The sequence below is a fragment of the Rhodococcus artemisiae genome, assembly GCF_036327795.1.
GTDB lineage: Bacteria > Actinomycetota > Actinomycetes > Mycobacteriales > Mycobacteriaceae > Rhodococcus > Rhodococcus artemisiae.
Genome location: NZ_JAUTXY010000031.1, coordinates 1 through 24,517, shown reverse-complemented (window position 1 = coordinate 24,517; position 24,517 = coordinate 1). Strand labels below are relative to the sequence as shown.

20 protein-coding genes are annotated in these 24,517 nt (G+C 67.5%); 9 read left to right on the top strand and 11 right to left on the bottom strand.

The window, feature by feature from the left end; genetic code table 11:
• Nucleotides 1-354: 354 nt before the first annotated feature.
• A complete protein-coding gene (locus tag Q7514_RS32480) occupies nucleotides 355-1,038 on the bottom strand; it encodes a hypothetical protein (protein WP_330137287.1) in 684 nt (227 codons plus the stop codon).
• A gap of 210 nt (nucleotides 1,039-1,248) precedes the next feature.
• Between Q7514_RS32480 and Q7514_RS32475 the strand changes: the two genes are divergently transcribed.
• Both Q7514_RS32475 and Q7514_RS32470 read left to right on the top strand, forming a co-directional pair.
• Complete coding sequence (locus Q7514_RS32475; RefSeq protein WP_017682293.1) at nucleotides 1,249-1,524, top strand: type II toxin-antitoxin system Phd/YefM family antitoxin; 276 nt, start codon at nucleotides 1,249-1,251, stop codon at nucleotides 1,522-1,524.
• Nucleotides 1,521-1,802: a type II toxin-antitoxin system RelE family toxin gene (locus Q7514_RS32470; RefSeq protein ID WP_003934725.1), complete on the top strand. Its 282-nt coding sequence runs from the start codon at nucleotides 1,521-1,523 to the stop codon at nucleotides 1,800-1,802. Before Q7514_RS32475 ends, Q7514_RS32470 begins: the two co-directional genes overlap by 4 nt.
• A gap of 27 nt (nucleotides 1,803-1,829) precedes the next feature.
• Here Q7514_RS32470 and Q7514_RS32465 read toward each other — a convergent pair whose 3' ends face one another.
• From Q7514_RS32465 to Q7514_RS32455, 3 genes are all read right to left on the bottom strand, one after another.
• Entirely contained in the window at nucleotides 1,830-2,048 is a 219-nt protein-coding gene (locus Q7514_RS32465) for a hypothetical protein (protein WP_330137286.1), read from the bottom strand.
• A gap of 886 nt (nucleotides 2,049-2,934) precedes the next feature.
• A complete protein-coding gene (locus tag Q7514_RS32460) occupies nucleotides 2,935-3,558 on the bottom strand; it encodes a Fic family protein (protein ID WP_017682292.1) in 624 nt (207 codons plus the stop codon).
• A 36-nt stretch (nucleotides 3,559-3,594) separates the two neighbouring features.
• Entirely contained in the window at nucleotides 3,595-3,786 is a 192-nt protein-coding gene (locus Q7514_RS32455) for a hypothetical protein (protein ID WP_017682291.1), read from the bottom strand.
• A gap of 194 nt (nucleotides 3,787-3,980) precedes the next feature.
• Here Q7514_RS32455 and Q7514_RS32450 point away from each other — a divergent pair, with 194 nt between their 5' ends.
• From Q7514_RS32450 to Q7514_RS32430, 5 genes are all read left to right on the top strand, one after another.
• Complete coding sequence (locus tag Q7514_RS32450) at nucleotides 3,981-4,169, top strand: hypothetical protein (RefSeq protein ID WP_043823447.1); 189 nt, start codon at nucleotides 3,981-3,983, stop codon at nucleotides 4,167-4,169.
• A gap of 183 nt (nucleotides 4,170-4,352) precedes the next feature.
• A complete protein-coding gene (locus Q7514_RS32445; protein WP_017682289.1) occupies nucleotides 4,353-4,985 on the top strand; it encodes a hypothetical protein in 633 nt (210 codons plus the stop codon).
• A 95-nt stretch (nucleotides 4,986-5,080) separates the two neighbouring features.
• Complete coding sequence (locus tag Q7514_RS32440; protein WP_017682288.1) at nucleotides 5,081-14,080, top strand: helicase-related protein; 9,000 nt, start codon at nucleotides 5,081-5,083, stop codon at nucleotides 14,078-14,080.
• 82 nt (nucleotides 14,081-14,162) lie between these two features.
• Nucleotides 14,163-14,351: a hypothetical protein gene (locus Q7514_RS32435; RefSeq protein ID WP_017682287.1), complete on the top strand. Its 189-nt coding sequence runs from the start codon at nucleotides 14,163-14,165 to the stop codon at nucleotides 14,349-14,351.
• A gap of 1 nt (nucleotide 14,352) precedes the next feature.
• A complete protein-coding gene (locus Q7514_RS32430; protein WP_017682286.1) occupies nucleotides 14,353-15,309 on the top strand; it encodes a Fic/DOC family protein in 957 nt (318 codons plus the stop codon).
• A 465-nt stretch (nucleotides 15,310-15,774) separates the two neighbouring features.
• On the opposite strand, the gene Q7514_RS32425 is transcribed toward Q7514_RS32430, so the two are convergent.
• The 6 genes from Q7514_RS32425 to Q7514_RS32400 all read right to left on the bottom strand — a co-directional run bounded on the left by Q7514_RS32425 (nucleotide 15,775) and on the right by Q7514_RS32400 (nucleotide 22,968).
• Nucleotides 15,775-16,122, bottom strand: coding sequence for a DUF3703 domain-containing protein (locus tag Q7514_RS32425; protein ID WP_006554224.1), 348 nt, complete (start codon nucleotides 16,120-16,122; stop codon nucleotides 15,775-15,777).
• 94 nt (nucleotides 16,123-16,216) lie between these two features.
• Nucleotides 16,217-18,175 (bottom strand): heavy metal translocating P-type ATPase, encoded by a 1,959-nt coding sequence (locus tag Q7514_RS32420; protein WP_006947237.1) that lies wholly within the window; start codon nucleotides 18,173-18,175, stop codon nucleotides 16,217-16,219.
• Nucleotides 18,172-18,555 (bottom strand): ArsR/SmtB family transcription factor, encoded by a 384-nt coding sequence (locus Q7514_RS32415; RefSeq protein WP_026138146.1) that lies wholly within the window; start codon nucleotides 18,553-18,555, stop codon nucleotides 18,172-18,174. The genes Q7514_RS32420 and Q7514_RS32415 overlap by 4 nt, the downstream gene beginning before the upstream one ends.
• 92 nt (nucleotides 18,556-18,647) lie before the next feature.
• Entirely contained in the window at nucleotides 18,648-19,259 is a 612-nt protein-coding gene (locus Q7514_RS32410; protein ID WP_006554650.1) for a DUF6262 family protein, read from the bottom strand.
• A complete protein-coding gene (locus Q7514_RS32405) occupies nucleotides 19,256-21,355 on the bottom strand; it encodes a tyrosine-type recombinase/integrase (protein ID WP_330137283.1) in 2,100 nt (699 codons plus the stop codon). The genes Q7514_RS32410 and Q7514_RS32405 overlap by 4 nt, the downstream gene beginning before the upstream one ends.
• Nucleotides 21,356-21,780: 425 nt before the next feature.
• Nucleotides 21,781-22,968 carry a tyrosine-type recombinase/integrase gene (locus Q7514_RS32400; protein WP_061064897.1) on the bottom strand — a complete coding sequence of 396 codons (1,188 nt, stop codon included), beginning with the start codon at nucleotides 22,966-22,968 and terminating at the stop codon, nucleotides 21,781-21,783.
• 757 nt (nucleotides 22,969-23,725) lie between these two features.
• Here Q7514_RS32400 and Q7514_RS32395 point away from each other — a divergent pair.
• Nucleotides 23,726-23,917, top strand: coding sequence for a hypothetical protein (locus Q7514_RS32395; protein WP_006554640.1), 192 nt, complete (start codon nucleotides 23,726-23,728; stop codon nucleotides 23,915-23,917).
• Nucleotides 23,918-23,956: 39 nt separating this feature from the next.
• On the opposite strand, the gene Q7514_RS32390 is transcribed toward Q7514_RS32395, so the two are convergent.
• Entirely contained in the window at nucleotides 23,957-24,124 is a 168-nt protein-coding gene (locus Q7514_RS32390; protein ID WP_006554639.1) for a hypothetical protein, read from the bottom strand.
• A gap of 270 nt (nucleotides 24,125-24,394) precedes the next feature.
• Between Q7514_RS32390 and Q7514_RS33280 the strand changes: the two genes are divergently transcribed.
• A partial coding sequence (locus tag Q7514_RS33280) for a DUF4158 domain-containing protein (RefSeq protein WP_408016215.1) occupies nucleotides 24,395-24,517 on the top strand: 123 nt, incomplete at its 3' end.

The following is a 24,517-nucleotide window of genomic DNA, read 5'->3' as shown; positions in this document are numbered from 1 at the left end:
GGTGGAGCACGGACGGGTTCTTTCGTTCGGCGGATGAGTTGGTGGTACTTCCCATCCTGCCGTCGGAGGACCCGTCCGCCTTCTTCAACCCCTCGAGCTGGTGTCTACAACGTCATGACCCGCAACAACTAGGGGACCGACGGGCGACGCCGTCGGGCGCGAGTTCACCGACATCGAGTAAACAGTGTCGCGCTGACGGACACAACCGCCCGCTCTGCTCGGGACCGAATGTCGAGTCGAGTGAGCCGAGGCGTGCTGCCCGACATTCGGACGTAGGACGATCGATCTCGTTTCGGCGCTGATGGCCGACTGAGGGTGAAGCGAAGGTTGGCGTTGATCGGCATGTCCCACCGGTTACGCAGGTGGCCGACGGCCGAGACGGTCGGGGCTGGTGGAGGGATGCATACGTCCACGCTGTCTGTTACCGAGCACCGACATCGCCCACGACGTTCCGGGGATTGTTCGGGTTCGGTCGGCGAAGGCGGCGGCGTAGCGGGCGTACGGGTCTGCGGCGAGCTCGGTGTGCTTGTGCGCGACTTGGTGGCTGTAGCCGAGCATCTCGGCAACAAGCGGTGGGGGAACTTCGGTGACCAGGGCTCGTAGTGCGGCGTTGCGAGCGCCGAGGAGGTCGACGCCGAGGTTGCGGATTCGGTCCATGAGGGTGTGGAGGTGCAGGTGGCTGCCGTGCCGATAATCGGGGAAGAGCCACGTGCTGGTGGTTCCCGCCGTGGTGCGGAGGTTCGGCCGGTGAGTGCAGTGTTCCTCGAGCAGTGCGGCGAACGGTGCCGGGACCGGGACCGGGACCGGGTCGGCGCCGAGGACCAGACGCAGCTCGTGCGCGACGACAAAGTTGTCGGTGGTCTGCAACGAGGCGATCTTGACAAGTGGCTGGTCGTAGAGCAGCAGCAGTGTTCCGGCGACACGGTATGGCAGGGACTCGGCGGTGCCGGTGAGCAGTTCGCGTATCCAGTGCGGGTGCTGGTCTTCCGTAACCGGGGTGATTGAGCGAAGGCTCGACGATGCGTCCCGGCGACTCACCCACCCGAGTCGGCGGCGCCGGAACACAGAACCCTGCATCGCCGCTGGTCACGAGCGGTATCCACGCGGCAGTCGAGGTGCTGAGTCGACGCCGCAGGGAGGGTCGAATGATGCATCCGATGCAATATGCAGGCCTATACTTGACATAATATATGTTATCGGCTAAATATCCGGCTAGATTATGGCTAATAGTTGGGCTACCATGAACGGATGACGACGGTACCGCTCGGCGAAGCCAAGGACAAGCTCTCGGCGCTGGTGGACAGTGCCGAAGCCACGCACGACATCATCACGATCACCCGGCACGGCAAACCGGCCGCGGTCCTGATGTCGGCCGACGATCTGGAATCACTGCACGAGACGATCTACTGGCTGTCTCGGCCCGGCACCGCCGAGTCGGTCGCGGTCGCCGACCGCGAGTACGCCGCCGGCCGGACCGCCTCGCTCGACGAGCTGCGCGCCGAGCACGGCCTGCCGCCCCGATGACCGACGAGGCGCCGGCACCCTACGACGTTGCGATCGCCTCACCGGCCCGCCGGGCCCTGTCCCGACTACCGGGACGGATCGTGCATGCGGTCGTCGAGTTCATCTCCGGCCCACTGGCGGAGAATCCGCACCGGCTGAGCAAACCACTGCGCAACGACCTTGCAGGCCTGCGCAGTGCCCGCCGCGGCGACTACCGCATCCTGCTCCGTGTCGACGACGACCACCGCACCATCCTGATCGTCGACATCGACCACCGCGCCCACATCTACCGGCCCTGAAACCTCGGAGCTGGTCCTGCGGCCGGGCTACTGCAGCGGTCCGAGCAGGCCGGTCACCTCGGACGTAGTCGCAGTGGTTACCCGTGGTCGCTGGTAGCCGGGACACGACGGCGACCCGTCCGGGTTCGCCGGAGCGACGATCGCGCGAGGCTGCCAATCGGTACGCAGATCCCTTTCCAGCCCGAAGATGTTCGCGGACTGCGACGATCGGCTACGCATGCGGCGGCGCAGGACACCGGGATACACGCCGTCGACCTCCGGGAATCACCCACCAAATCCACTTCCGCACAACGTTTTTGATGGATAACCGTGCTTATCCATCATGGTCGGCCTGAGCTCGTCGGCGGTTCTTCTCCTCGCAGCGCCCTGATCGACACCGCCGCGCACGTCAGTACCCGGCGCCGAATCGGCGGGGCGGAAATGGCCCCCCCTTGATCGCGGCCCCGGGCACGGACTCGAGGGCCGGCGGCACGCGCTTGCAGCGTCGCGCGGGCGTGATGGTTCGACCCCCGGTGCTACCCAGCCGTGGGCAGGTACGGGCAGGAAACCTCACGGCGTCGGTGTCCTTTCGGTAGAGTTTTCGTGTCACCGTCATCCCCCTGCACGGTGACCGAAACCCCGCCTGAGTTGCCCCCCAAACTCTCTCCGGCGGGGTTTCTCAGTTCGATCTCGCCGATCTCGACCGAGCGTGCGACACTGCAGGGCGGCCGGTTCGGACTGCGCCGTGCAGGGGGTTGCGCAGTGCGGGCCGGCTCTTGTCATCTTCCGTGCCCGGAGTCCCGTCGGCGCTTCCGCTGACGGAACCGGATCATCCACGCACCGGGAGGGTGGCGGTGTCCCCGACGGAATGGATCGACGCACGCTGCCGGAAACATGCGTACATTGCATGCACGCTACGCATGCAACCTTGCGTCGCGATGGGCCAAGCCTTTAGTTCGACACCACCGCCTCGGGTCTGCGCACTCGGTAGGCGCTTGTTCCGCTTGTGGTCGAGGTCCTCGGCCCAACCCGCAGCACAGGCGCGTTCGTATTTCCTCGGGATCCCTGTGCGTGCGTGTCCAGCATCTTCGACCGGAGCTCACGGGCGGCACCCCTACTCCCCCGGCTCCACGCTGCGTCGCAGGCAGGGCCGTCAGTCCTGATCGTCCAGCGATGCGAAACGAACGTCCCGCCAGAATTCGCACAGCAGGGCCAACGACCTGTGCTGATCCCATTCCCGCAGCGCCGCCACATACCGGGCATGTTGGGCGGTGTCGCGTTCGACGCTGAGTTCGAGGACGGGAAAGTCCAGCCGCCGCATGGCTTCGGCGACCATCACTCGGACCGCTCGGCCGTTGAAATCCTCGAACGGATGCACGTGCAGTGCCTGAGCCTCCAGGTAGGCGAGGGCTTCGAGTTGAAGCTCGACGTCGCCGGCGCAGTAGTCGAGCCGGCCGGTGAAGCTGTGGAACAGCTCCCGCATCTCCCGGTCTACATGAATGTGTTCCGGCGGATAGTGGCCTCCCACCCGGACCAGCTTCCTGCGCCACCGGCCGGCGATGTCGGGCATCACGTCGATCAGGATCCGGCGATGGAACTCGCGGAGCAGATACACGTCCATCGCCTCGTCGGCGAAGCGACCGGAGGCCACCTCGTCGAGCAGTCGGCGCAGTGGCTCGGCGATCAGATCGGCGACCTCGTGGTAGGTCTTCGTACCGAACAGCGTCTCGAATTGGCGGGTGCTGCCGGTATCGACCGGCTCCGGCGGCTCACCCACCGGTCGCTGCTGCTGCGCGGGTCCGTGCGTGCACGATCAGTGCGAGCCCAGCACGGCCCGCTGACGCTGCCGTGCCTGCTCGATCCATCGGTCGGAGACGGGCTCGCCTTCCATTGCCATGCTGTGGATCACGTGATCGACCACGGCGGCGCGCCGCCGATAGACCTTCTCCTCGGTGGGCAGCGCACGCCACCGTGCGACCAGTGCCCGAACGTCGTGTGTGGTCACGGCGCGCTCCCTTCCGTCTCGATCCGGTCTGTTGTACCCCAATGATGGCAGCCGGTGGCGACAGCGAGCAATCGAGACGGCTCTGCCGGCCTGCGGACATGCGGACCGCGGCGCTGTCGGCGCCGTGGTGTAGGCACAGCTGGACGACGAGACGGCGGGTGTGCCTGTCGCGCCCACCGAGGTAGGGGGATCGAATGGTTGTGCTGCTCATCTTCAATGTGCTCGGAATCTTGGCCGCGCTCTTCTGCGCGCACAGGTCGTATCGCCGTTACGGCCGCCCGGTTCGGGCGCTGGCGGCCGGCGTCGGAGGGCTTCTCGTTCTTCCGCTGATCGTCGTGGTGGCGGTCGCGGCGGCCGCTCCGCGGGCATCGCGGACCGGGTAGTGGAAGATCGGGTAACCGCAGTTCAGAATGCATTTCGGGTGCAGTGATCGGGTAGAATTGATCTTGAAACGTTCCCGGAATCGGGGGGAGCTCCGCCCAGGGTCGGGCGCAGTCGAGGAGGTCGCGTGGCGGACGAGAACGCCAACCAGGACACGTTCGGAACCGAGGATCAGGGAGGGCACAATGGCACCGCAGAGCGAGGATTTCAGGGCGCAGGTCGAGGGAATCGACCTGACGATCGCGGCCGAGACCAGGCGGATTCTGGTCGAGTGGCTGGGGATCGATCCGACGACCGAGCAGGAGCGGATCGACCGGGAAGCGCTGCGCCTGCAGCAGATGACCGAGGACGCGGCCGAGCAGTTCGAGCAGGCGACCCCGCCGGCCCCGGACGTGACGTACCAGGACGCGGTACGCGCCAAGGCAACAGCGTGGCGGGCAGCTCGGGAGATGGTGCTGGAGAACGAGCTGTATCCGCAGGTGACACCCGAGATCCGAGAGGACTGGGAGCGGTTCCAGGTGTGGGCCGAGCAGGAAGCCGAGAAGGACTGGGAAGCGGCCCGGACAGCACAGGACCCGGATCGGTGGCGGACGCAGAACGTGCGGCCGAACCCGACCGCGGTGCGAGTGGTCGAGCGAGTGTGGCTGGCGAAGCCGGGATGGTTCCTGTCGCTGGCGGAGGCCCTGATCGCGCAGCGGATCGAGGACAATCAGCCGGTGCCGATGACCTCCCGCGACCGGTTGGCGGACGAGCTGGCGGCACTGATCGAGGACGAGATGCGGCGCAACCCGCCGGAGGACCCGGATCTGCCGTTCTGATCCAGGCGCAGTGGGCGCAAGTCCGCGAGGAACTCGTTGACCTGCGTAGGCAGGGGAAGAACGCCTCTCGTGCGCTCGCTTCGGCGCGTCGAGCATTGGCAACTGCTCACGAACGCGGACTGCCCGAAGGGATCGCAGCCAACACTGCGAATGTTGCGTCCTGCACGGAACAACTCGAACGGCTCCGTGGGCAGTGGCGTGAGCTGCGGGCGCAGGAGAACCGGCTGCGCAGCGAGCTGCACGCTCTCGGTCTCGACCCGGAGGCTGTTCCCAAGCAGGCGGTGCGCGAGGTCGCGGCCGCGCAGCCGGCCTGGCGTGAGCATCCCGCGACCGAGCGGCAGTTGCGGACCCTCGAGCGTCTGGCAGCGGAGACGAACGTGCCGTTCGTGCTCGACGAGGGCATCACCAAAGGTCAGGCCCATGATCTGATCGCGGCGATGCTGGCCGGCAACCTGCCGCTGGCGCAATTCACCGACCGTCCCGCGGGGCCGATGTTCCTCCCGGCCGCGGCACCGGCCGAGCCGACACCGGAGGCCCCGGCCGGTGCCGAGGTGTCCCGGAGCGAGGAACCGCAGGTCGGGCAGGCTCGGCAGCCGCGGCCGCGGATCGATCCGCTGGCCGAGGTCGAGCGCCGGTTGCTCGAGACCCTGGCCGAACCGGACGCCGACGCCGATGCCGCCGCGAACCCGCAGGTCAACACCGCCGCGCAGTTCCTGTCGTGGGCCGACGGGCATTTCAAGGTCAAGGCCCAGGTCGCCCTGGCCGATCTGATGGCCGATCGGGACTCGCTCACGGACGAGATGTTCGTGGTGTGCCGGTCGATCCTGGCGGATCCGAAACGCTGGGGCGAACTCGGGCACCGCGCCGCCGAGGCGTACTGGCAGACCCGCACCGGCGAGCCGGTGCAGCATCCGGTCACCGCCGAGGTCACCGACACGATCGTCGACGCCCGCGCCAGCGAGGACCGCGCGATCGAGGAGGATTTCCTCGACACCACCCAGCACGTCCTCGACGCGCAGGAGCCGGCCGAGCTGGAGACCACCGCCCAGCGCAGCGAGCACGTCGAAGCCGTGCAGGACGGCATCGACCAGGCCGCCGCGGTCGAGGTCGAGCAGTGGTGGGCGCGGGGCCGCGCCGCCTACGACCCCGACGATCCGCTGACCATTCCGCAGCCCGACGCCGATCCCGAGGCCGCTGCTGCGATCAAGGCCGTGCGCCGCCGCAAGGCCCGCGACGAGATCCGCGCCCAGTGGTTCGCCGGGGTCGAGCAGGGACGCCGCGAGGCCACCGCCGCGCAGCGCCAGGCTCTGATCGCCGAGGTCGCCGTGGATCCCAGGCTCATCGCCACGGTCGAGGGCCGACGCCCGGACTACCTGCCGGCCGTGGCCCGTTCCGCGGCCCAGAGCCTGATTACCGAAGCCGCCCGCGAGGCATCCCCGCTGCGGCAGGCCGCGGCGAAGGTGCTGCTCGAGCATCACCCGTTGCCAGCCGAGCTGTACGAGCGGGCCTATGCCGAATGGGAGCGCATCCACGGCCCCGAGCTGACCTGGGATCAGGACACCGCCGCGGAGTGGACGGCGTGGATGACCAGGCACGCCCAGCGGGATCCGCTGCTCGGATCGTGGGCCGGACTGCCGATGCACACGCGTACCCCGATCATCGAGATCGGTATCGAGACCGCGTTCGAGGTCATGGCCGAGGAGCGCCCTGATCTCGTCGCCGCCACCGCGGGCATTCCCCCCGAGCGTCTCGCTGCGGAGATGCGCGGGAACATCATCCCGAACCTGCCCGCACCCGAGCCGTCGGATCTTGCCGCTCTGTTCGGTGACGAGGCCGCATACTGCGCCTTGCGGTTGAACGACCGCCCGAACAGCAAAGTCAGCTTCTTCCCGATCCGGGGCTGGGATTACACCCTCGACGGGGGCGGCACCTCCGTCACCTGTAGCCGCAATGCACGGGCGGCGATCGGTGCGCTGCTCGACGCACGCAACATCGAGCTCCCGGAGTGGATCGAACGTGCCTACCGGCCCTACGCCCAGGCCCGCGCCACCGTGCTGACCAGGGCGATCGCCTACGCCCGGAACAACGAGTTCTACCACGCTGCCGCCCGTGCGGACCTGCTGTGGAAGTACAACGAAACAGGCACCTTCGTTGCCTCCCACTCGCTCATCAAGGACGTGCGTAGCGGCATCATCGACCAGCTGCGCAGCGATTTCCCGGCCGAGACCGCACTGCTCGACAGCTACGGCATCGATCTGGACTGGACCCTCGACAACGACGTGGACCCGAAGGTCCTGCGCGAGATCCGGGCCGCCGGGGACGACCTCTACAGCCTCACCCCCACCGACCTGACCTTCGCCGGGGCCGGAGATGTAGTCCTCGGGGACCCCGACGGCCGACACGTCACAATCCGCTCCGGGTGGGCACCGAACAGCAGCGAGCACATCACCTACGTCGATGGCCAGCCCCGGCCCGAGCTGACGATGCGGGACGCGATCGCCGACGCCCGCGCCGTGCTCGCCGCCGAACGCGACGGCGAGCAGCTCGACCCGGACCACACCGCCGAGACCGAAGCCCCGCTCGACACCGACACCGAGACAGAGGCCGAGGCAGAACCGCAGGTCAGTGAGGAGGCCGAACCGCCCTCCCCTCGAGTCGTAGCGCCTGCGATCGACGACGCAGGCGCGGTGATCTTCGAAGAGGTCGAACTGGCTCCCACCGAGCCGTCGGACCCGGCCCCTGCCGCCCCTGCCACCGATGCGCCCGCGACCGCGTGGGTGCTCACCGATCCCCTGATGGTCGGCCCCATCGGGCCGGTCGCCGCGCCGACCCCGGCCCCTGAACCTGCCACGACCACCGACGCGACTCCGGCACCGGACGCGGAGACGACCACCGAGCCGGACACTGCCGCCCCGACCGACGAGGCGGCGCAGAGCGCCCCGGCCCCGGACACCAACGAGCTGGTCGTTCCCGAAACCGAGTACGGCGAACCGCTGTCGAGTCCCCTGTGGCGGGACACGAGCCAGCTGGTGCGGGTCCGCAAGGAATCCGGCGCACACGTGTGGGTCTCCCGCGCCACCGCCGCCGAGTACGCCGCCGCTGCCGACGTCGAACCACAGACCGCCGTTGACCAGCCACGACCCGGGGCCACCGCCGCGGCGGCGGCAGTGCGTGCAGTGCCGCCGACCGTCGATGCGCAGGACTTCATCCTCGGCACCGAGGTGCTGGTCCCGACCGGGGCGAAGGCCCGGGCGCGGGCGAACATCGCCGCCCTGCGCCTGGTGCGCCGGCTCGAGGAGCAGCAGCGACCGGCCACCGCCGACGAGCAGGCGGTGCTGGCGCAGTGGTCCGGCTGGGGAGCGGTCCCGGAGGTCTTCGACAACCGCGCGAAGATCCTCGCGCAGTGGGGCGACGAGCACACCGAACTGCTCGATCTGCTCGGGGACAAGGGCTTCGCCCAGGCCCGCCAGACCACCCTCAACGCCCACTACACCGACCCGGCGATCGTCGCCGAACTGTGGCGGGCGGCGGCGCGGGCCGGACTGCCCGACGGCGCCCTGGTGCTCGAACCGGGCTGCGGGGCCGGTCATTTCGTCGGCACTGCCCCGGCATCGGTGCGCATGGTCGGCGTCGAGATCGAGCCGATCAGCGCGAAGATCGCGCACTACCTGTATCCCTCGCAGCAGATCCGCAACCACGGCTTCGAACGCAACTTCGCCCCCGCCGGCACCTTCACCGGGGCGATCGGCAACGTCCCGTTCGGCAAGTTCGCGCCCGTCGATCCGATCCACAACCCGGGCGGTCTGGCGATCCACAACCACTTCATCGCCAAATCCCTCGACCTGACCGCGCCCGGTGGCTACGTCGCCGTGGTGACCAGCATGTTCACCTCGGACGCCAAACGCGCCGAACAGCGCGCCGTGATCACCGCGAAGGGTGATCTGATCGGTGCGGTGCGTCTGCCCACCGGCGCGTTCGACCGGCAGGCCGGCACCGACGTGGTCACCGACGTGCTCATCTTCCGCCGCCGCGAGGACGGAGCCACCCCCACCGAGGACACCCTCGACTGGGCACAGCCCGCCGTCCAGGTCGAAGCAGTCGACGCCAAGACCGGCGAGACCACGCGGACCTGGATCAACCCGTACTTCGCGAAGTACCCGCAGCGGGTGCTGGGCACCCTCACCGTCGGGGGCGGCATGTACGCCGGGTCGTCGCTGCGCGTTGTGCCTGCCACCGGCCGGCCCCTGGCCGAGCAACTGCGTACCCAGCTCGACCCGCTCATCGACCAGGCCCTCGAACGCGGACTCGGGTTCACCGCCCCGGCCCCCGACCCGGCGCAGTTCGAAGCGTTCACCACGCCGGGGCTGCGCACCGGAACAGGTCTCGACTCCAACGAGGTGCTGCCCGGCACGATGCGATTCCACGAGACCGAGAATCGCTTCGAGCAGTTCACCCTCGGCCGCGGCTGGGCCGAGGTCAGCTGCCGCGGCAAAGACCTCGCCGAGCAGTGGAAGGTGCTCATCGCCCTGGGTGAGACGGTGATGGAGCTGGCCGAGGCCAGCCGCTCCCGCACGCATACCGTCGCCGACCGCGACGTGATCCGCGGGCGCCTGGGCGTTCTCTACGACCGCTATGTGGCCACGTGGGGGCCGCTGAACCGCTTCAAGCTCACCGACCCGACCCCGCTGTCGGACGAGAAGATCGCCGCTCGCCTGGACAAGGCGATCACCGAGTGGCGGATCAAGACCGGCCGCGACGAGGCTATTGCCGACGGTCTCGACCCGACGCAGGCCGGCCCCTACACCGGGTCGATTCCCGACGAGGTGCTCGAGGAGCTGCGCGAGAAGACGGCCGAGCAGCCGCAGCCGCGGCGGTATTCCGCGCATCTGCAGGGCGCGATCGCCCGCGATCCGCGGCTGGGCATGGTGCTGGCGATCGAGAAGTTCCAGTCGCGCTTCGACGGCACCGAGGCGGTGGCGACCAAGACGGCGATCTTCACCGAGGACACCACCCCGTTCAAGGACAAGGCCACCGGCGCCGCCGACCTCGACGAGGCGTTGGCGATCTGCTTCGACGAGCTCGGACACATCGCCCCGCACCGGGTCGCCGAGCTGCTGAACCTGTCCGTCGAGGACGCCCTCGACCAGGCCCAGGGTCGGATCTATCCGTCCCTGCACGCCGACGACCAGTGGGAACTCGCCACCGTCGCGCTGTCCGGGCAGGTCCGCGACAAACTCGCCCTCGCCCAGGTCAAAGCGGCCACCGATCCCCGCTACGCCCCGCTGGTGCAGGCCCTGGAATCGGTGGTGCCGGCGGATGTGGACCCCGCCGACATCGGGGTGCGCATCGGCGCGACCTGGGTGCCGATCGAGGACTACCGGGCGTTCCTGATCCAGGAGTTCGGGCTGCGCCCGGACCGGCTCACCGTCGAGCACGACGCGATCAGCGGCAGCTGGGAGATCTCCACCGACCAGAAAAGCCGCCACGAGTTCTCCGGCGGCTATCCCGACAAGTACGGCACCGACCGGCTCACCGGGGTGAAGATGTTCGAACTGCTCGCCAACAACAAACCGATCCAGGTCAACAAGACCGCCGACGAGCTCGACCGCTCCCCCAAGCCGCGGTTCAACGTCAAGCTCACCGAGCAGGCGCAAGCCTCGGCCGCGGCCTTGCAGGAGCGGTTCGAGAAGTGGCTGTGGGAGGACGGCGACCGCTATCTGCGCCTGGCCCGCATCTTCAACGAGCGCTACAACTCGTTCGTCAAACCGGTCCACGACGGACGCAGCAAGACCTTCCCCGGCCTGAACCCGAAATACACGCCCTACGACTACCAGGCCGCAGCGGTGCAGCGGTTCCTGCACGACGAGACGATCCTGCTCGACCACGTGGTCGGAGCCGGCAAGACCCTGACGATCACCGCTTCGTGCATGGAAGCCACACGCCTCGGACAGATCCGGCAGCCGTGGATCGTGGTGCCCAATCACCTGCTCGGGCAGTGGGCGGTCGAGGCCCGCGACGCCTACCCGAACGCCAACATCCTCGTCGCCGCCGACCTGGACGGGCGCGATGACCGGCAACGCTTCGTCGGGCAAACCGCCGTCGGCGACTGGGATCTGGTGATCGTGCCCCAGTCGGTGTTCAGTCGCATCGCCCTGCGCCGCGAAGCGCAGATCGAGTACCTCGAAGGCGAACTCGCCGAACTACGGCAGGCTCTCGACGCCGCCAACAGTCAAGGCGCGGAGTTCACGGTCAAGCAGATCGAGAACGCGATCAAGGCCGCCGAAGGGCGCATCGAGAAGATCATCGACGCCAAGGCCACCGACGACGGGCTGACCTTCGAGCAGTCGGGCTGCGATTTCCTGTTCGTCGACGAGGCCCACGACTACAAGAACCTCACCCGCCCGTCCAACAGCGCCGACCTGTCGGTGCCGACCGGCTCCCAGCGCGCCACCGACCTGGAGATGAAAGCCAAGTATCTGCGGGAGCAGGCCCGCGTGCGCAACGCCGAGCAGGGCATGCCGCACGCCCCGGCCAAAGCGATCGCGTTCGCCACCGGCACCCCGATCACCAACTCGCTGTCGGAAATCTGGGTGATGACCAAGTACCTGCGCCCGGACCTGCTGCACGCCGCCGGCCTGGGGCGCATCGACAACTGGGCGGGCACCTTCGCCAAGCCGGTATCGGTGCCGGAGATGAACACCACCGCCACCCGCATCCAGATGCGCACCCGCATGGCCGAATACGCCAACGTGCCGCAGCTGGTGGCGATGCTCGACCAGTTCCGCGACGTGGTGACCGCCGAGCAGATCCCGGTGCGCCTGCCCGTCCTCGACGGCGGCACCCCGCAGATCGTCGAGTTCGACATGGGCCCCGACGCCGTCGACGCGATGGCCGACCTCGATGTGCGCATGTCCCAGATCCAGGGCGATCGGATGGACCTGGACAACAGCCTCAAGATCGCCACTGACGGGCGCAACCTCACCATGCACCCCTCACTGGCGAACCTCGCCCCTCCCGAGCCGGAGCACAGCCGCATCGAACACGCCGCCGACCTGATCTGGCAGGTCCACACCGACCACGCCGACCTGCGCATCCCGGCCGACAAGTACGGCCCCGAGATGACCGGGGTGTTCCAGCTGGTGTTCTGCGACCGCGGCACCCCCAAGGTCGGAGCCGGCCCCAAGGCCCGCAATCTCTACACCGAGCTGCGCGACGCCCTCGTCCGGCGAGGCATGAGGGCCGAGGAGATCGCGTTCATGCACGACTACGACAGCCCCAAGGCCAAGGCGAGGCTGGTCGAAGCGTGCACCGACGGACGGATCCGGGTGCTGCTGACCTCCACCAAGAAGGGCGGCACCGGCCTGAACGTCCAACGGGCGCTCAAACAGATGATCAACCTCGACCCGGCGTGGACGGCTGCGGACATGGAACAACGTCTCGGCCGCATCATCCGCCAGGGCAACGTCCACCAGAGCGTGCAGGTGGTCAACATGGTCGCCCGCAGATCCTTCGACGCGATGATGTACCAGTACGTGGCCCGCAAATCGAACTTCGTCGCCATGATCCGCAAGGCCGATGTGCCCCCGACGATGGAGGACCTCGGCGGGGATCTGACGGTCTCGTGGGCGCAGAGCAAGGCCGCGGCCACGGGTGATCCGGTGTTCGTCGCGCAGGTCGAGGCCGACCAGAAGGTCGCCGAACTCGAAGCTCGCCGCGATGCGGTGCTCAACGCCAACGCTGCCAGAGGCGCCGCGATCCGAGCGTTGAGCAAGTCCATTTCCACCGACGAGACCCGGCTGCCCGACGTCCGGGCGATGGTCGACAAGCTCGCCGCGTGGAACAGCATCGACGACCGCGCCACGAAGATGTGGCACTTCCCCCACGCCGCGATCCCCGACTCGGAGACCGCCGATCTGGCCGACGCGCTGCGAGGATCGTTGATCCGGCTCGAGGAGGAGGTGACCCGCAGCAACGACGAGGTGGTCTTCGGGGCCCTAGGCGGCGTGCCCCTCGAACTCGGCTACACCCAGGTCCTGGGCCAGTTCTACGTCTGTGTCGGCGAGGAGATCGCCTGGTACGACCGCGATCGGTTCCTCAACGCGGTCGAGAAAGCCAGTGGGGCGCAGGGGATGCTGACCACCCTCCGCAATCTCGCCGAGAAGGCCACCCGGCAGGTGCCGGTCATCGAAGCGCGGATCGAACACAACCGGGGCCGGCTCGCCGACGCCGAGGCCGAACCGGAACTCGAGTTCACCGCCACGGCCGAACTCGAGGCCGCGAAACTGCGGGCCGAAGAGCTGCGGCTCGAGGTCAACGCCCGCGAGAACTCCCCCGACGCACTACGTCGAGCCCGCGAAGACCGCGAGCGCCGGGCCGCGGACGGGCAGTACCCGCAGTGGACCCTCGACCTGAACCCCACCGATGCGTGGGCCGAACACCGCGGCATGAGCAAGTCCGACCTCATCGCCTCGGTCCCGGCCCGCATGGCCGCCGCCCGGCAGGAATGGCTCGACGGCGCCGAGCAGCGCGACGCGAACCGCAAGGCCGACCCGTGGGTGGCCCTCGACGAGACCGAAGCGAGCTGGCAGTACGGCTTCGACGCCGGCACCGGCCGGCCCGGTGCCCGAGTGTACTGGGACGACCGGCAATGGCAGCTCGAAGCCTGGGACGGGGACGGCGCGCTCGACCGGGAAGCCGTCAACACCCGAAGCGAGGCATTCAGCCTCGGCACCCGCGTGGTCGAACAGTTCGCCGCCGACCGGCAGATCCCCCGCGAGGCGATCCACCAGGCCGGCCTCGAGCGCCGCGAACGCCTCGACAACGCCGCGTCCCCCACGACGGTGGAACCGACCGCCGCGGTGGTCGAACCCGCCGACGCGATCGTGGAGCCGACCGAGACGGTCAGCGCCGCCACCGGCACCTTCGAGCTCGATGACACGCTCGCACACGGATTGCGTGCCGCAGGCGACGTTCGCCCACTGCACAAGTTCAATCCCCACGGCACGCGGCCGCAACAGCAGCAGCACATCGACCCGATGCAGCAGTACGAAGCCGAATACGGAGGCGGATACGAGGAAGACGGCCGCGCCGTCTGACCGCGTCTCTAACCTCAACACCACCGGTGGGGCAGGACCCGACGGTCCTGCCCCACCCCACACCACCGACCAGGGGGAACCTGTGACACCACGCAAGACCGAAGCCGAAGCCCGCGCCGCCGTCGCCGCGATGGAACCGATCATGGCCATCGAAGGCCGCGACATGAGCGACGCCGACAAGGAACTGCTCGTCGAACTGATCCAAGGCACCACGACCATCGACGAAGTCACCAAGATCATGGCTCGCGAAGCCGGCTACGAGATCGACTGACATGGCCCCGCGCTACTCCCGCGAATGGCTCGACTACTTCATCCCCGACACGGTCGACTGGCACCCGGACGGAATGCCCGACACCAACCGCGCCGTGATGAAAAGCCTGGTCCTGCGATCGGACAAATGGCCGCACGGCATCCCCGACGCCGACCTGCTGCACCGCACCGAAGGCGTCATCAGCTACCTGCGCATGCAGGAGCTGGCCGACGATCCGATCCCCGGCCGGTTCGACCTGCCACACTTCCAACGCATCCACCACCACCTGTTCCAGGACATCTACCCCTGGGCCGGGCAACTGCGCACCGCACCACGGGACTGGCCGATGGTCAAGATGGGGCCGGACGTCGCCGCCGTGCGCAACGGTCAGCGCCGGGTCACCGAGATCCCGCATTCGTACTTCAAGGCCCGCGACGTCCCCGAGGCCAGCGCCCTGGTTCTCGATCGCATCGCCGCCAAGGACAACCTCCGCGGACTCGGACGAGAACAGTTCCTCGACGAGCTGACGAAAGTGTGGCTGCGGATCAATCACGTTCACAGCTTTCGCGAGGGCAACACCCGAAGCCAATTCGCGTTCTTCCGGCAGCTGTGCACCGAGGCCGGCTACACCCTCGACACCGACCGCTTCATCGCCGTCAAGAAAGCCGACCTCGCCAGCAACCCTCTGCTCGGAGACCTCCGCGAGCAATTCGTCTGGGGGCGCTTCGAGTACATGCAGACCGGCGACACCCGCCTGATGCGCGAAGTACTCGACATGGCGATCACCGACCCCACCGACCCACTACCCGTCGGCCCGATCATCGACCACGGCGTCGACCTACGCGCCATCGCCGCCGCGACCCTCGGCCACCCCCGGCCCGTCCGGGCAAGAATCCCCGGCACCGCCGCGCCAGACACCCCCGCCGCGACCGTGGACCTGCCCCACAGGCACCACACGAGCCACGACCTCGACCCGTAATTCGAATACCGCATCAGACGGAAGAAACAGATATTCGGAATAGTGCCGGGGTGCATTCAGTAGACCCCGATCGGCTCCATCACTGCTTCGAGGGCAAGCCGGCGCGCAGCGGTGGCGCGGCAGCCTCACGGCCACCCCTGCCGCGCAGCTATCGCCCCGTCTGCGAGGCCCCCGGCTCCCTTGTGGGCCACTGCACCCCGAACAAGACCGGCCCGGTATGCGGCGGGATCAGAATTTCGGCCCCACATAAACACCGGTACGTCCGGTGACCCATCGCCCCCGACGGCCGCCGAGTCGTCTCGCATGAACAGGGAATCCACCCCACCGCCACACGATTCGGCCCCAGATCGTGCCCCGCCGTTATCTCACCCCTACGTCGGTTTTTGCTGGCCAGCGGGCTGTGGGGTGTCAGTTGCTGTGGATACTGTGCCCATTCGCTGTGCTGCCTGAGGACACTCGAGGAAATCAATGCTGTGCGGCGAGGGTTTCAGCGAGGTCGGCCGGCACCGTCATCCGGGTCATCAGCCCGGCACGGGTACGACCGGTGTTGCCCTCGGGGTAACGGCCCAGCGTGGACCCGGGAGACGCGACGATGACCCGCACTACCTGACCGAGAGCTTCACGACGGTCACGCTGGCGCAGAGCAAGACCGAGCATGGCGAGGTGGTTACGGGTGTGCGGCCACGGGTAGGGCTGGGACAGGATGTGCGCACGCTCGAGGTGCGCCCACCGCTCGCTGTCCACGGACGTGGCGCGGGCGGCCGCCATCTCGGCGGTGTAGGCGGCGTGGACGATCGTGGACATCGCGGTCATAGTGCGGACTCCTTGGATTCAGTGCGAGCATCGACGACACCGGACACGAGCAGCAGTCGCCACGGCGGCCGCACTCTCGCGATCGGTGTACCGGTCATGCGCTGGCCGTAGACGCCGACATTGGTTTGGGCATGCCCGGCGTCGGGCCGGCGAGGGCGCGGGCGCGGCCGGCGCGGACCCCGTTGGCGATCACGATGATCTCGGCGACCTCGTGAACCAGGACGACGGCGGCCAGCCCGAGCACCCCGAACAACGCGAGGGGGATCAGGACGGTGATGATCGCCAGCGACAGGCCGACGTTCTGCAACATGATCGTCCGGGAGCGTCGGGCATGCTGCAGGGCTTGGGGCAGGTGCCGCAGGTCCTCACCCATCAGGGCGACATCGGCGGTTTCGATGGCGACGTCGGTGCCCATCGCGCCCATCGCGATCCCCAGATCGGCGGTGGCCAGGGCCGGGGCGTCGTTGACGCCGTCGCCGACCATCGCCGTCGGCCGCGTACCGCGGAGGGTGTCGATGATGCGGGCCTTGTCCTCCGGACGCAGATCGGCATGGACCTCGTCGATGCCGACGTCGGCGGCCAACGCTCGTGCGGTGCGCTCGTTGTCGCCGGTGAGCATCGCCACGGTGTAGCCGTCGCGGCGCAGCCCCGCAACGACGTCGCGGGCTTCGGGGCGCAGTTCGTCGCGCACCGCGATCGCGCCGATCAGGGTGCCGTCCCGTTCGATGAGCACCGCGGTGGCTCCGGCGTGCTGCATCCGCTCGATATCGGCGGCCAGGGGGCCCGGGTCGATCCAGCCCGGCCGGCCCAGGCGAGCGGGGATGCCGCCGACGTGTCCGGTCAGTCCGGCGCCGGGGACCGCGTCGACGTCCCCGGCCGGGGTGTAGTCGTCGACGGCGGCGAGGATCGCTGCGGCGAGGGGATGTTCGCTGCGGGCCTCGAGTGCCGCTGCAAGGTTCAGGACGTCGGCGCGGGTGGCGCCGCCGGTGGTGGCGACGTCGATGACCTCGGGTCGGTTGCGGGTCAGGGTGCCCGTCTTGTCCAGCGCAACGGTGCGGATCCGGCCCAACGCTTCGAGGGCGGCACCGCCCTTGACCAGGACACCGAGCTTGGAGGCGGCGCCGATCGCGGCGACCACGGTCACCGGGATCGCAATCGCCAGCGCACACGGGGAGGCGGCGACCAGCACGACCAGGGCGCGTTCGATCCACACCAGCGGATCGCCGAACACGCTGCCGATCGCGGCGATCAGCGCCGCGGCGACCATCACCCCCGGGACCAGGGGCTTGGCGATCGTGTCGGCCAGACGCTGGGCCTCGCCCTTACGGGATTGCTCGGCCTCGACGATCTTGACGATCTTGGCCAGCGAGTTATCCTGCGCGCCGGCGGTGACCTCGACCTCGAGCACGCCGGTGCCGTTGATCGATCCGGCGAACACCTCATCACCCGGTCCGGCCTCGACCGGCACCGATTCCCCGGTGATCGCGGAGGTGTCCAGGGCGGTGCGGCCGGTGCGGATGGTGCCGTCGGTGGCGAGCCGCTCCCCGGGCTTGACGATCATGATCTCCCCGAGCCTCAACTCCGCGGGGGCGACGGTCTGTTCACGGCCGCCGCGGAGGACGGTGGCGGTGTCGGGCACCAGATTCAGCAGGGCGCGCAAGCCGCGGCGGGTGCGGGTGACCGCGTACTCTTCGAGGCCCTCACTGATGGCGAACAGGAACGCGAGCATCGCGGCCTCGCCGACCTCGCCGAGCAGCACGGCGCCGACGGCGGCGATGGTCATCAGGGTGCCGACGCCGATCTTGCCCTTGGCCAGCCGCTTCAGGGTGGAGGGGACGAAGGTGTAGCCGGCGACGATCAGCGCCACCGCCTCGAAGCCCGTCCCGAGAGCGTCGGGCCCACCGATCAGGTGGACGATCAGAGCCGCAATCAGCAGCACACCGGCCACTGCGGCGGCCCGGATCTCGGTGACCTGCCACCACTTGTCCGGCTCGTGCTCGTCCTCGCCTTCGACGCGGGGTTCGTCGTGGCCGCACCCGCAGGCGTCGCTCATGCCGTCACCCCGGTGTCGGTGCCGGTGCCGTAGTTCGAGCACAACGCGACGGCGTTGCCGGTGGCGGCCAAGAGGGTTTCGGCCGAGGCCAGCAGATCGAGCAGTTCCGGTCGGGTCAGCGAGTAGAACACCTGCCGGCCCTGCGGCCGGCCCTGCACCAGGCCGCAGTCCCGCAGGCACGCCACGTGCGCCGACACTGTCGACTGTGCCAATCCCAGCTCGCCGACCAGGTCCGCTACTCGGGCTTCCCCGCCGGCGAGGCTGCGCACGATCGCCAGTCGGGTGCCGTCGGAGAGGCTGTGGAACAACGCCACCGCCGCATCGAGACTCGATTCGGTGCCCGCTGCGGCGAGGCACCCATCCACACTATTAATCGCCATACGGCGATAATAACCGCTAACCAACGATGAATGGAAACCGTCTCGTCAGCGTCGCTACCGCGGTCTCTGATGGGCCGACAACGGGTGAGTCGTCACACCCTCCGGCCGTGGAGCGGGACCGTCCCGTCCGCACAATTCTGGTGCGCGAGGTCCTCGGCGTGTGCTCGTCGGGATGCAGCGAGGTCCTCGCGAAGTTCCGCGAGGAGGTTGTCTTGTTGAAGCACTTGGTGCCGTAGTGCGATGTTTTCAGCGGCAAGCCGGTCATGATCCGCTTGTAGGCGTTGGTGATCGCCGATATCGATGGTCGAGTGAGCGAGTGCGTCACCGAGATAATGCTGCCGCTGTCTTTGTAATTCCTGGATCGTGGACCGCAAGTGCGCCATGGCGGATTTCTGGTCGGAGATCTTGGCGGCGAACGTCTGGTTCTGGGCGCGGAGTCCGTCGATGCTCGCGTTTTCCGAGGGGATCGACGTCGTGTTGTGTAGAAGTTCCCGTGCGGCAGCGTCGATGAGCTGGCGTAGGTCGGGATGGGCGTAGATGAATTCGCGGGAGACGCCCGCGTGCCTGGCGACGATCGATTTGGTGATTCGACCCCGCGGGCTCTCGCGAAGCTCGGCGACGGCGTCGAGGACCGCCTGCGTCTTCTGCTTGCTTCTGGCGGAGTTGTAGTGGATCAAACCGGCGATCGCCGCGGTGGTGGTCATGGCTGGTCGACTGCTTTCAGGTGGTAGCGAAGGTCGATTCGTCGTGCGGAGGTGGCGCGGCGTCGGATATCGGCCATGCTGTCGAGCGCCACCCGGATCGCCGCGCCCTCCTCGGGAGGGAGGGTGGAAAGGTAGTCGTCGATCGCGTTGATAATGTTGGTGCAGTGGTCAATTCGGGCTCTATAGTGATCGAGCATGTGCTGGGGAGTTCCGATAACCGACGCCCGCTCGAGGTGTACCTTCAGGTCGACCCGTTTGGCGATCATGCCATCGCGTTCGAGGGGATCGACCCGGAAGAACGGGCAGGCTTCGCACGCGTGGGCGAGCATGCACCCATCGCCGCCCAACGCGACATTCTGTGGTTCTTCGCAGTGTCCGAGGGCGACGGCAACTCGAGTGAAGCCATCGCGCTCGGGATTGACGTCGACGACGCGGCCGAAGGAATCGATTCTCCGGGGCGGGATGGCTGCGAGTGCCTTCTTGCGGCGTTTGGCGCCGACCTCGTAGTACATCATCGTCGTGGTGAACGACTTGTGACCCATGAGCGCCTGCAGCACGTCGGGGGGTGTCGTGCTTCGGCCGTCCGCATCCACCGCGTCGGCGTAGCGCTGCGCGTAGGCGTGCCGCAGGGCATAAGCATCGATGGTCCGCAGGTCGTAGTCGATCAGGTTTCCGTCGGCACCTTCGACCCGGCCGGGGTACGGCGCATGCTCGAGCACCGCGGTCACAAGCTCCCGCAGTCGGGACAGCAAATACCCGGTCCCGTAGGGGTCGTCCCGATGTCGATACCTGCTCGACGGGAACAGCCACTGCGATTCGATCCCGCACTCACTTTTGACCTTTTGCCACTGCCGGATCAAGTCATGGGTCTCACGGTGGATGGGCAACCTTTTTCCCGCGCTCCGGGGTGCCTTGATGCGCTCCCACTCGAGAAAAGGGTGTCCGGACGAGTCGAAGGACAGACAGTCATCGCGCAGATGCAAGAGCTCGACGGGCCGGCGGCCGCAGCGTTCGAGCAGAAACAGCAAGGCCCGCGCCTCCATGGTCCGGTAATCGGTGTCGCGCTCGACGAGGTGGAGATGGTCCATAAGCCAATCCACGACTGGCTGGGGTACGAACCGGAAAGGCTCGTCGTCGTCGCGTCCGGTACCGCTGCGCGGTTTCGGCCTGTGCGTCGTGCGGTTTCGACCGAACCGTGAGGGGATGTTCTTCCAAATGTGCTCGAGGTCGTCCACCCGATGCCCGTACTCGATGAGCGTCCAGAGCATCGTCATCCGGCGTCGTTGCTCGGTCGCGGAGGGCCATTTCGCGGTGATCGCTCGGACGATGGCGTCGATGTCAGTCGCGCTCAGCCGTGACGGCGGTTTGTCGTGCACACTCAGCACCCGATCGGCGAGACGCCATGCCCCGAGCATCCGCGAAATGGTGGTGGTGTGGGTGCGGGTGTTCCACATCCAGTGAGCCACACTCTCCACAATCCAGTTCTGGGTGAAGCCGTTCAGATCCGCCACAGCCTTCGGGCCCGGCCGATGGTGATCTGTGAGATCGAGGTCGACGAAGTGGATCAACCTCGGATCCCGATCGTCACGTCCGGACCACACGCGGTGTTCTGCTTCGATCCGGCGGACGCAGTCAGCGGCCAACACCCGCACAGCTCGTGTGGACGTGGTGAGTTCAGCGACCTGGAGCGGATCCGAGCCGATGAGAGTGCTCACCCCGCCGCGACGCAATGCGTGGTGCATATGTCGGAGGTGGACGGGGTCGAGGCTGGCTTTGGCGTCGGTGTCGCGCAGTTGCAGGGCGTAGACGAGCTCGAAACGGAGAGGCTCTTCCAACAAACCGAAGGGCACCGCACGCAACGTGGCCATGGTCCGGCCGGTCTGCTCGTCGATCGGTTCCGCGGAGCGCTGGATCCAGAGGTTCACATCCGCGGGTGGTGTCCGGCCGGCAGCGTTCCAGGTAGTGAGCCAGCACTGTGCCGCTGTTCGATGGTTCGAACATAACGTCGCGGTGACCTGGTCGTACCGGCAGCCGGGTATCGCGCATGATGGCGTCTTCTCCAGAATCGTCGGCCGGGTGAGTTCGATCCACTCCATGAGGCCGAGGTCGGCACCGTGCTTGTGGACAGAATTCTGGTAATGCCTGGCATGTGCGTAGCACAGGCCGGTTCGGCGGGTCGTGCGCTCGCATCCGACTAGGCACGTGCGTATGTCCCGACGCACGATCGGCGGAGAAGCACAGAACTCCTCCAACGACTGTCCCGAGGTCACGGCGTGCTCGGCGGTGCACGACGGGCAGAGTCGTACCCCGTCCACAACATGGAAGCAGCCCTCGCGCCAGCAGCGCCGCAACAGCGTCCGAGGATTGTCCGGGCTCGGAATCAGAATCAGCCGGCGATGGTCGTACTCGCCCGGTCGCCACTGCGTATCGATGTGGCTCAACAGGTGCTCGCGCCATGTCAGGACCGGTGGTGAACCGCTTTCTGTCCACAGCGAGAGCGCAGCACCGCCGCCGACGCCGATCAACGCGACGCTGTCATCGGCGGCGTGGGGCGGGGTGCCAGCGCCGAGGTAGCCGCTTTCATCGCAGTTTCGACATCGTGGGTGTAGATCCGGGTCGAGGTGATGCTGGCATGCCCGAGCAGCGATTGGACAACATCGATCGGTACCGGGTCGCAGTCGATCCCACGCAACAGCCGGGTGGCGAAAGTATGGCGCAGCATGTGCGGACCGCTCAGATCATGGCCGATAGCTCGTGAACACCGGTCCATCAGTCGTTTCACCGACTGGTAGCTCATCGCTCGTCCCAGCCAACGAGGCTCGGAGCGCACATTGACGAACACATGCGGACTCGAATCACGGACCGAGGCCGCCGAGAGGATCTCTCGACGCTCCAGGGCATAGTCGATGTAGGCCTCGACAACATCACGATGAACGAACAACGTTCGAGGCCGCCCTTTGGCGCGGGCCCGGTTCTCCACCGAGTTGCCGACACGCACGTGAAAGTGCGGGTCGACGTGATGGCAACCCAGCTGCCTCGAACCTCCACCGAAATGCAGATCGGCCACGAACAGCGACAACGCCTCGCCCACACGGATGCCTGTTGTGGACAGAAGATCGACCAGGAAGCGGTCTCGGGTGCCGAGTTCGAGATGGGTGAGAGCCGTGCGAGCATCCGCATCCGCGATCCATCGCGGCGTGGCTTCGGTCTCCGTCACGGACCGTAGAGAATCGACCAACACTCGACGGGTGACGCCGAATTCACCGCCCGCTCGAGTGCCGGGAGGAAAGTACTTGAGCTGCGTCATCCGCGCGATCAGATCGGTTTCCAGCAGCTCATGCGCATCGGCCCACTCATAGAACGAGCGCACAGCAATGACCCACAACTGGACGGTCGACGCTGCCCGAGTCACCGCCGGACCATTTGTTTTCCCCATAGGAGTGGCCGCGACGATCTGTCGCCACAACGCGATATGACTGAGCGTTGCCGTGCGCCAGTCCATCGTCTGGGCACACCAGGAGAGATATCCCGCGACCCGGCGTCCATACTCACGGGCAGTGAGGGGTGATCGCCCACTGTCGCTGAGGTACTGCAGCCACGCGGTGCCAGCCGGGTGCATGCGCCCGTCGCGATCGACGATCACAAATCGCTGCTCACCGGTCTGGGTATGGATCGCTGACGTCACGCTGTACGTCGGCTTCTCCGGCATGCGTCCGGACGCTACGGCAAACTGCTGATAGCCGGATGCATAACTGTCAGAACATGTCTCGGTCTCCCCTGCGCGGACAAGCGCTGACATCGACTACATAGGGGTACATAACCGCTGGGCACATCTTCGGAGCGCGCTCGTACGCCACCACCTCCCGATTTTCGCACATACTTTCGAACCCTCGCTATGATCGGGGTGCGGCAGGTCGATGGAGGGGCGTCAACGGCGGTCTTCGGGAAGCGTCGGCCTGCCGCTGTTCGTCAGCGCGCGGGGGCCGCTACCTCTCCGAACCCGGTGAACACCGTCACCGGGTCCGGGCCGGGGATCCCGGAGAATCCTCGAGCCGAGAGGGGGGAGGTAGCGGCCCCTTGCTCGCCGCTGATCGGGACTGTAGCGCACCCGTCGGCCACCTCGCGCCGCGCCCGCATCGCACTGCCGAACGGCTCCACCGACGTGCAGGCCACTACGATCGTCGCAATCACGGCCGGCCGGAGGGATGAAGATGAGCACAGCTGCACTGCCTCGATCCGCGATGTCGACCCTGAATATCGCCGAGGGGCGGGGTGCGGCCGCCCCGAGACATTAAGACACCGAACGACCGTTTTGGGGCATATGTGACGTAGGACTCTTGTCGTCGGCGCCCTCAAACACAGTGCCTTTTCTGGATGTGAGGGCGCACCAGAACACAGCCCGGTGCATTGACCGTAGTGTGCGTGCTACGCCGTCCGCGATCACGACGACGAGAAGGGACCGGTGCATGACCACCGCCTACGCGCAGGGGCACGCCGCGGGTTTCCGCGAAGCCTCCGAGCGGGACCACCTCGGCGATGCAACCAGCGGGGACGACGCCGCGACATGGTTCACCGCGCCGGTCGGGCAGCCCGACGTCGACGCCTACGAACGCGGGTTCGTGGCAGGATTCGCCGAGTACTTCGCCGGCCGCGACTGACGGACCGCGGCATCGAACCGGCGACGACCGACGAGCGTCTCAGCCGGCCTCGGTGACGATCACGCTCGAGTCGGGCTGAGGCGGGTCGACGCCCGGGGTGTAGAGCACGATGACCTCGTCGCTGTCCTTCCAGCGGTAGCCGTAGTGCCCGTCGTCGAGCCGGACCAGGCCGGGCTGCCCGTGATCGTCTTCTGGAGGAAAGGCCATATCGGCCATCCTCTCACCGTGGCGACGATCGCCGACCGCGCCGTGGTGAGAGCCCCGTCTGCTTCCGATTCGCCGAGGAGCGCCGTGCAGACCACCCTCGCGACCGGAGGTGTCGGACCTCGAGGGGTAGCCGTAGCATCCGCCGGAAATCGGGCGGATTTGGCGTATCCGACTGGTGGGCACGGGGTTTCGAGTTCGGCATGCGCTGTCGACTGGTTGGTGCTTGACTGCCGATGATGATGTTGGTCGGTGCTGGTGGAGGCTGGGGTCGTGGCGACGCGGATGTTCGCGGACGAGGAGTTGGAACGACTGCGGGGATTCCCGGAGATCAGCCGCGAGGAGCTGTTCCGGTACTTCACGCTGACGCCTGCGGATCTGGCGTTCGTGGATCCG

Excerpts from the sequence above, each read along its gene's own strand:
- Q7514_RS32410 (WP_006554650.1), bottom strand. The coding sequence starts at position 19,259 with ATGACCACCACCGCGGCGATCGCCGGTTTGATCCACTACAACTCCGCC.
- Q7514_RS32425 (WP_006554224.1), bottom strand. The coding sequence starts at position 16,122 with ATGACCGCGATGTCCACGATCGTCCACGCCGCCTACACCGCCGAGATG.
- Q7514_RS32470 (WP_003934725.1), top strand. The coding sequence starts at position 1,521 with ATGACCGACGAGGCGCCGGCACCCTACGACGTTGCGATCGCCTCACCG.
- Q7514_RS32445 (WP_017682289.1), top strand. The coding sequence starts at position 4,353 with ATGGCACCGCAGAGCGAGGATTTCAGGGCGCAGGTCGAGGGAATCGAC.
- Q7514_RS32415 (WP_026138146.1), bottom strand. The coding sequence starts at position 18,555 with ATGGCGATTAATAGTGTGGATGGGTGCCTCGCCGCAGCGGGCACCGAA.
- Q7514_RS32450 (WP_043823447.1), top strand. The coding sequence starts at position 3,981 with ATGGTTGTGCTGCTCATCTTCAATGTGCTCGGAATCTTGGCCGCGCTC.
- Q7514_RS32430 (WP_017682286.1), top strand. The coding sequence starts at position 14,353 with ATGGCCCCGCGCTACTCCCGCGAATGGCTCGACTACTTCATCCCCGAC.
- Q7514_RS32395 (WP_006554640.1), top strand. The coding sequence starts at position 23,726 with ATGACCACCGCCTACGCGCAGGGGCACGCCGCGGGTTTCCGCGAAGCC.
- Q7514_RS32420 (WP_006947237.1), bottom strand. The coding sequence starts at position 18,175 with ATGAGCGACGCCTGCGGGTGCGGCCACGACGAACCCCGCGTCGAAGGC.
- Q7514_RS32405 (WP_330137283.1), bottom strand. The coding sequence starts at position 21,355 with ATGGAGTGGATCGAACTCACCCGGCCGACGATTCTGGAGAAGACGCCA.
- Q7514_RS32475 (WP_017682293.1), top strand. The coding sequence starts at position 1,249 with ATGACGACGGTACCGCTCGGCGAAGCCAAGGACAAGCTCTCGGCGCTG.
- Q7514_RS32400 (WP_061064897.1), bottom strand. The coding sequence starts at position 22,968 with ATGCCGGAGAAGCCGACGTACAGCGTGACGTCAGCGATCCATACCCAG.
- Q7514_RS32390 (WP_006554639.1), bottom strand. The coding sequence starts at position 24,124 with ATGGCCTTTCCTCCAGAAGACGATCACGGGCAGCCCGGCCTGGTCCGG.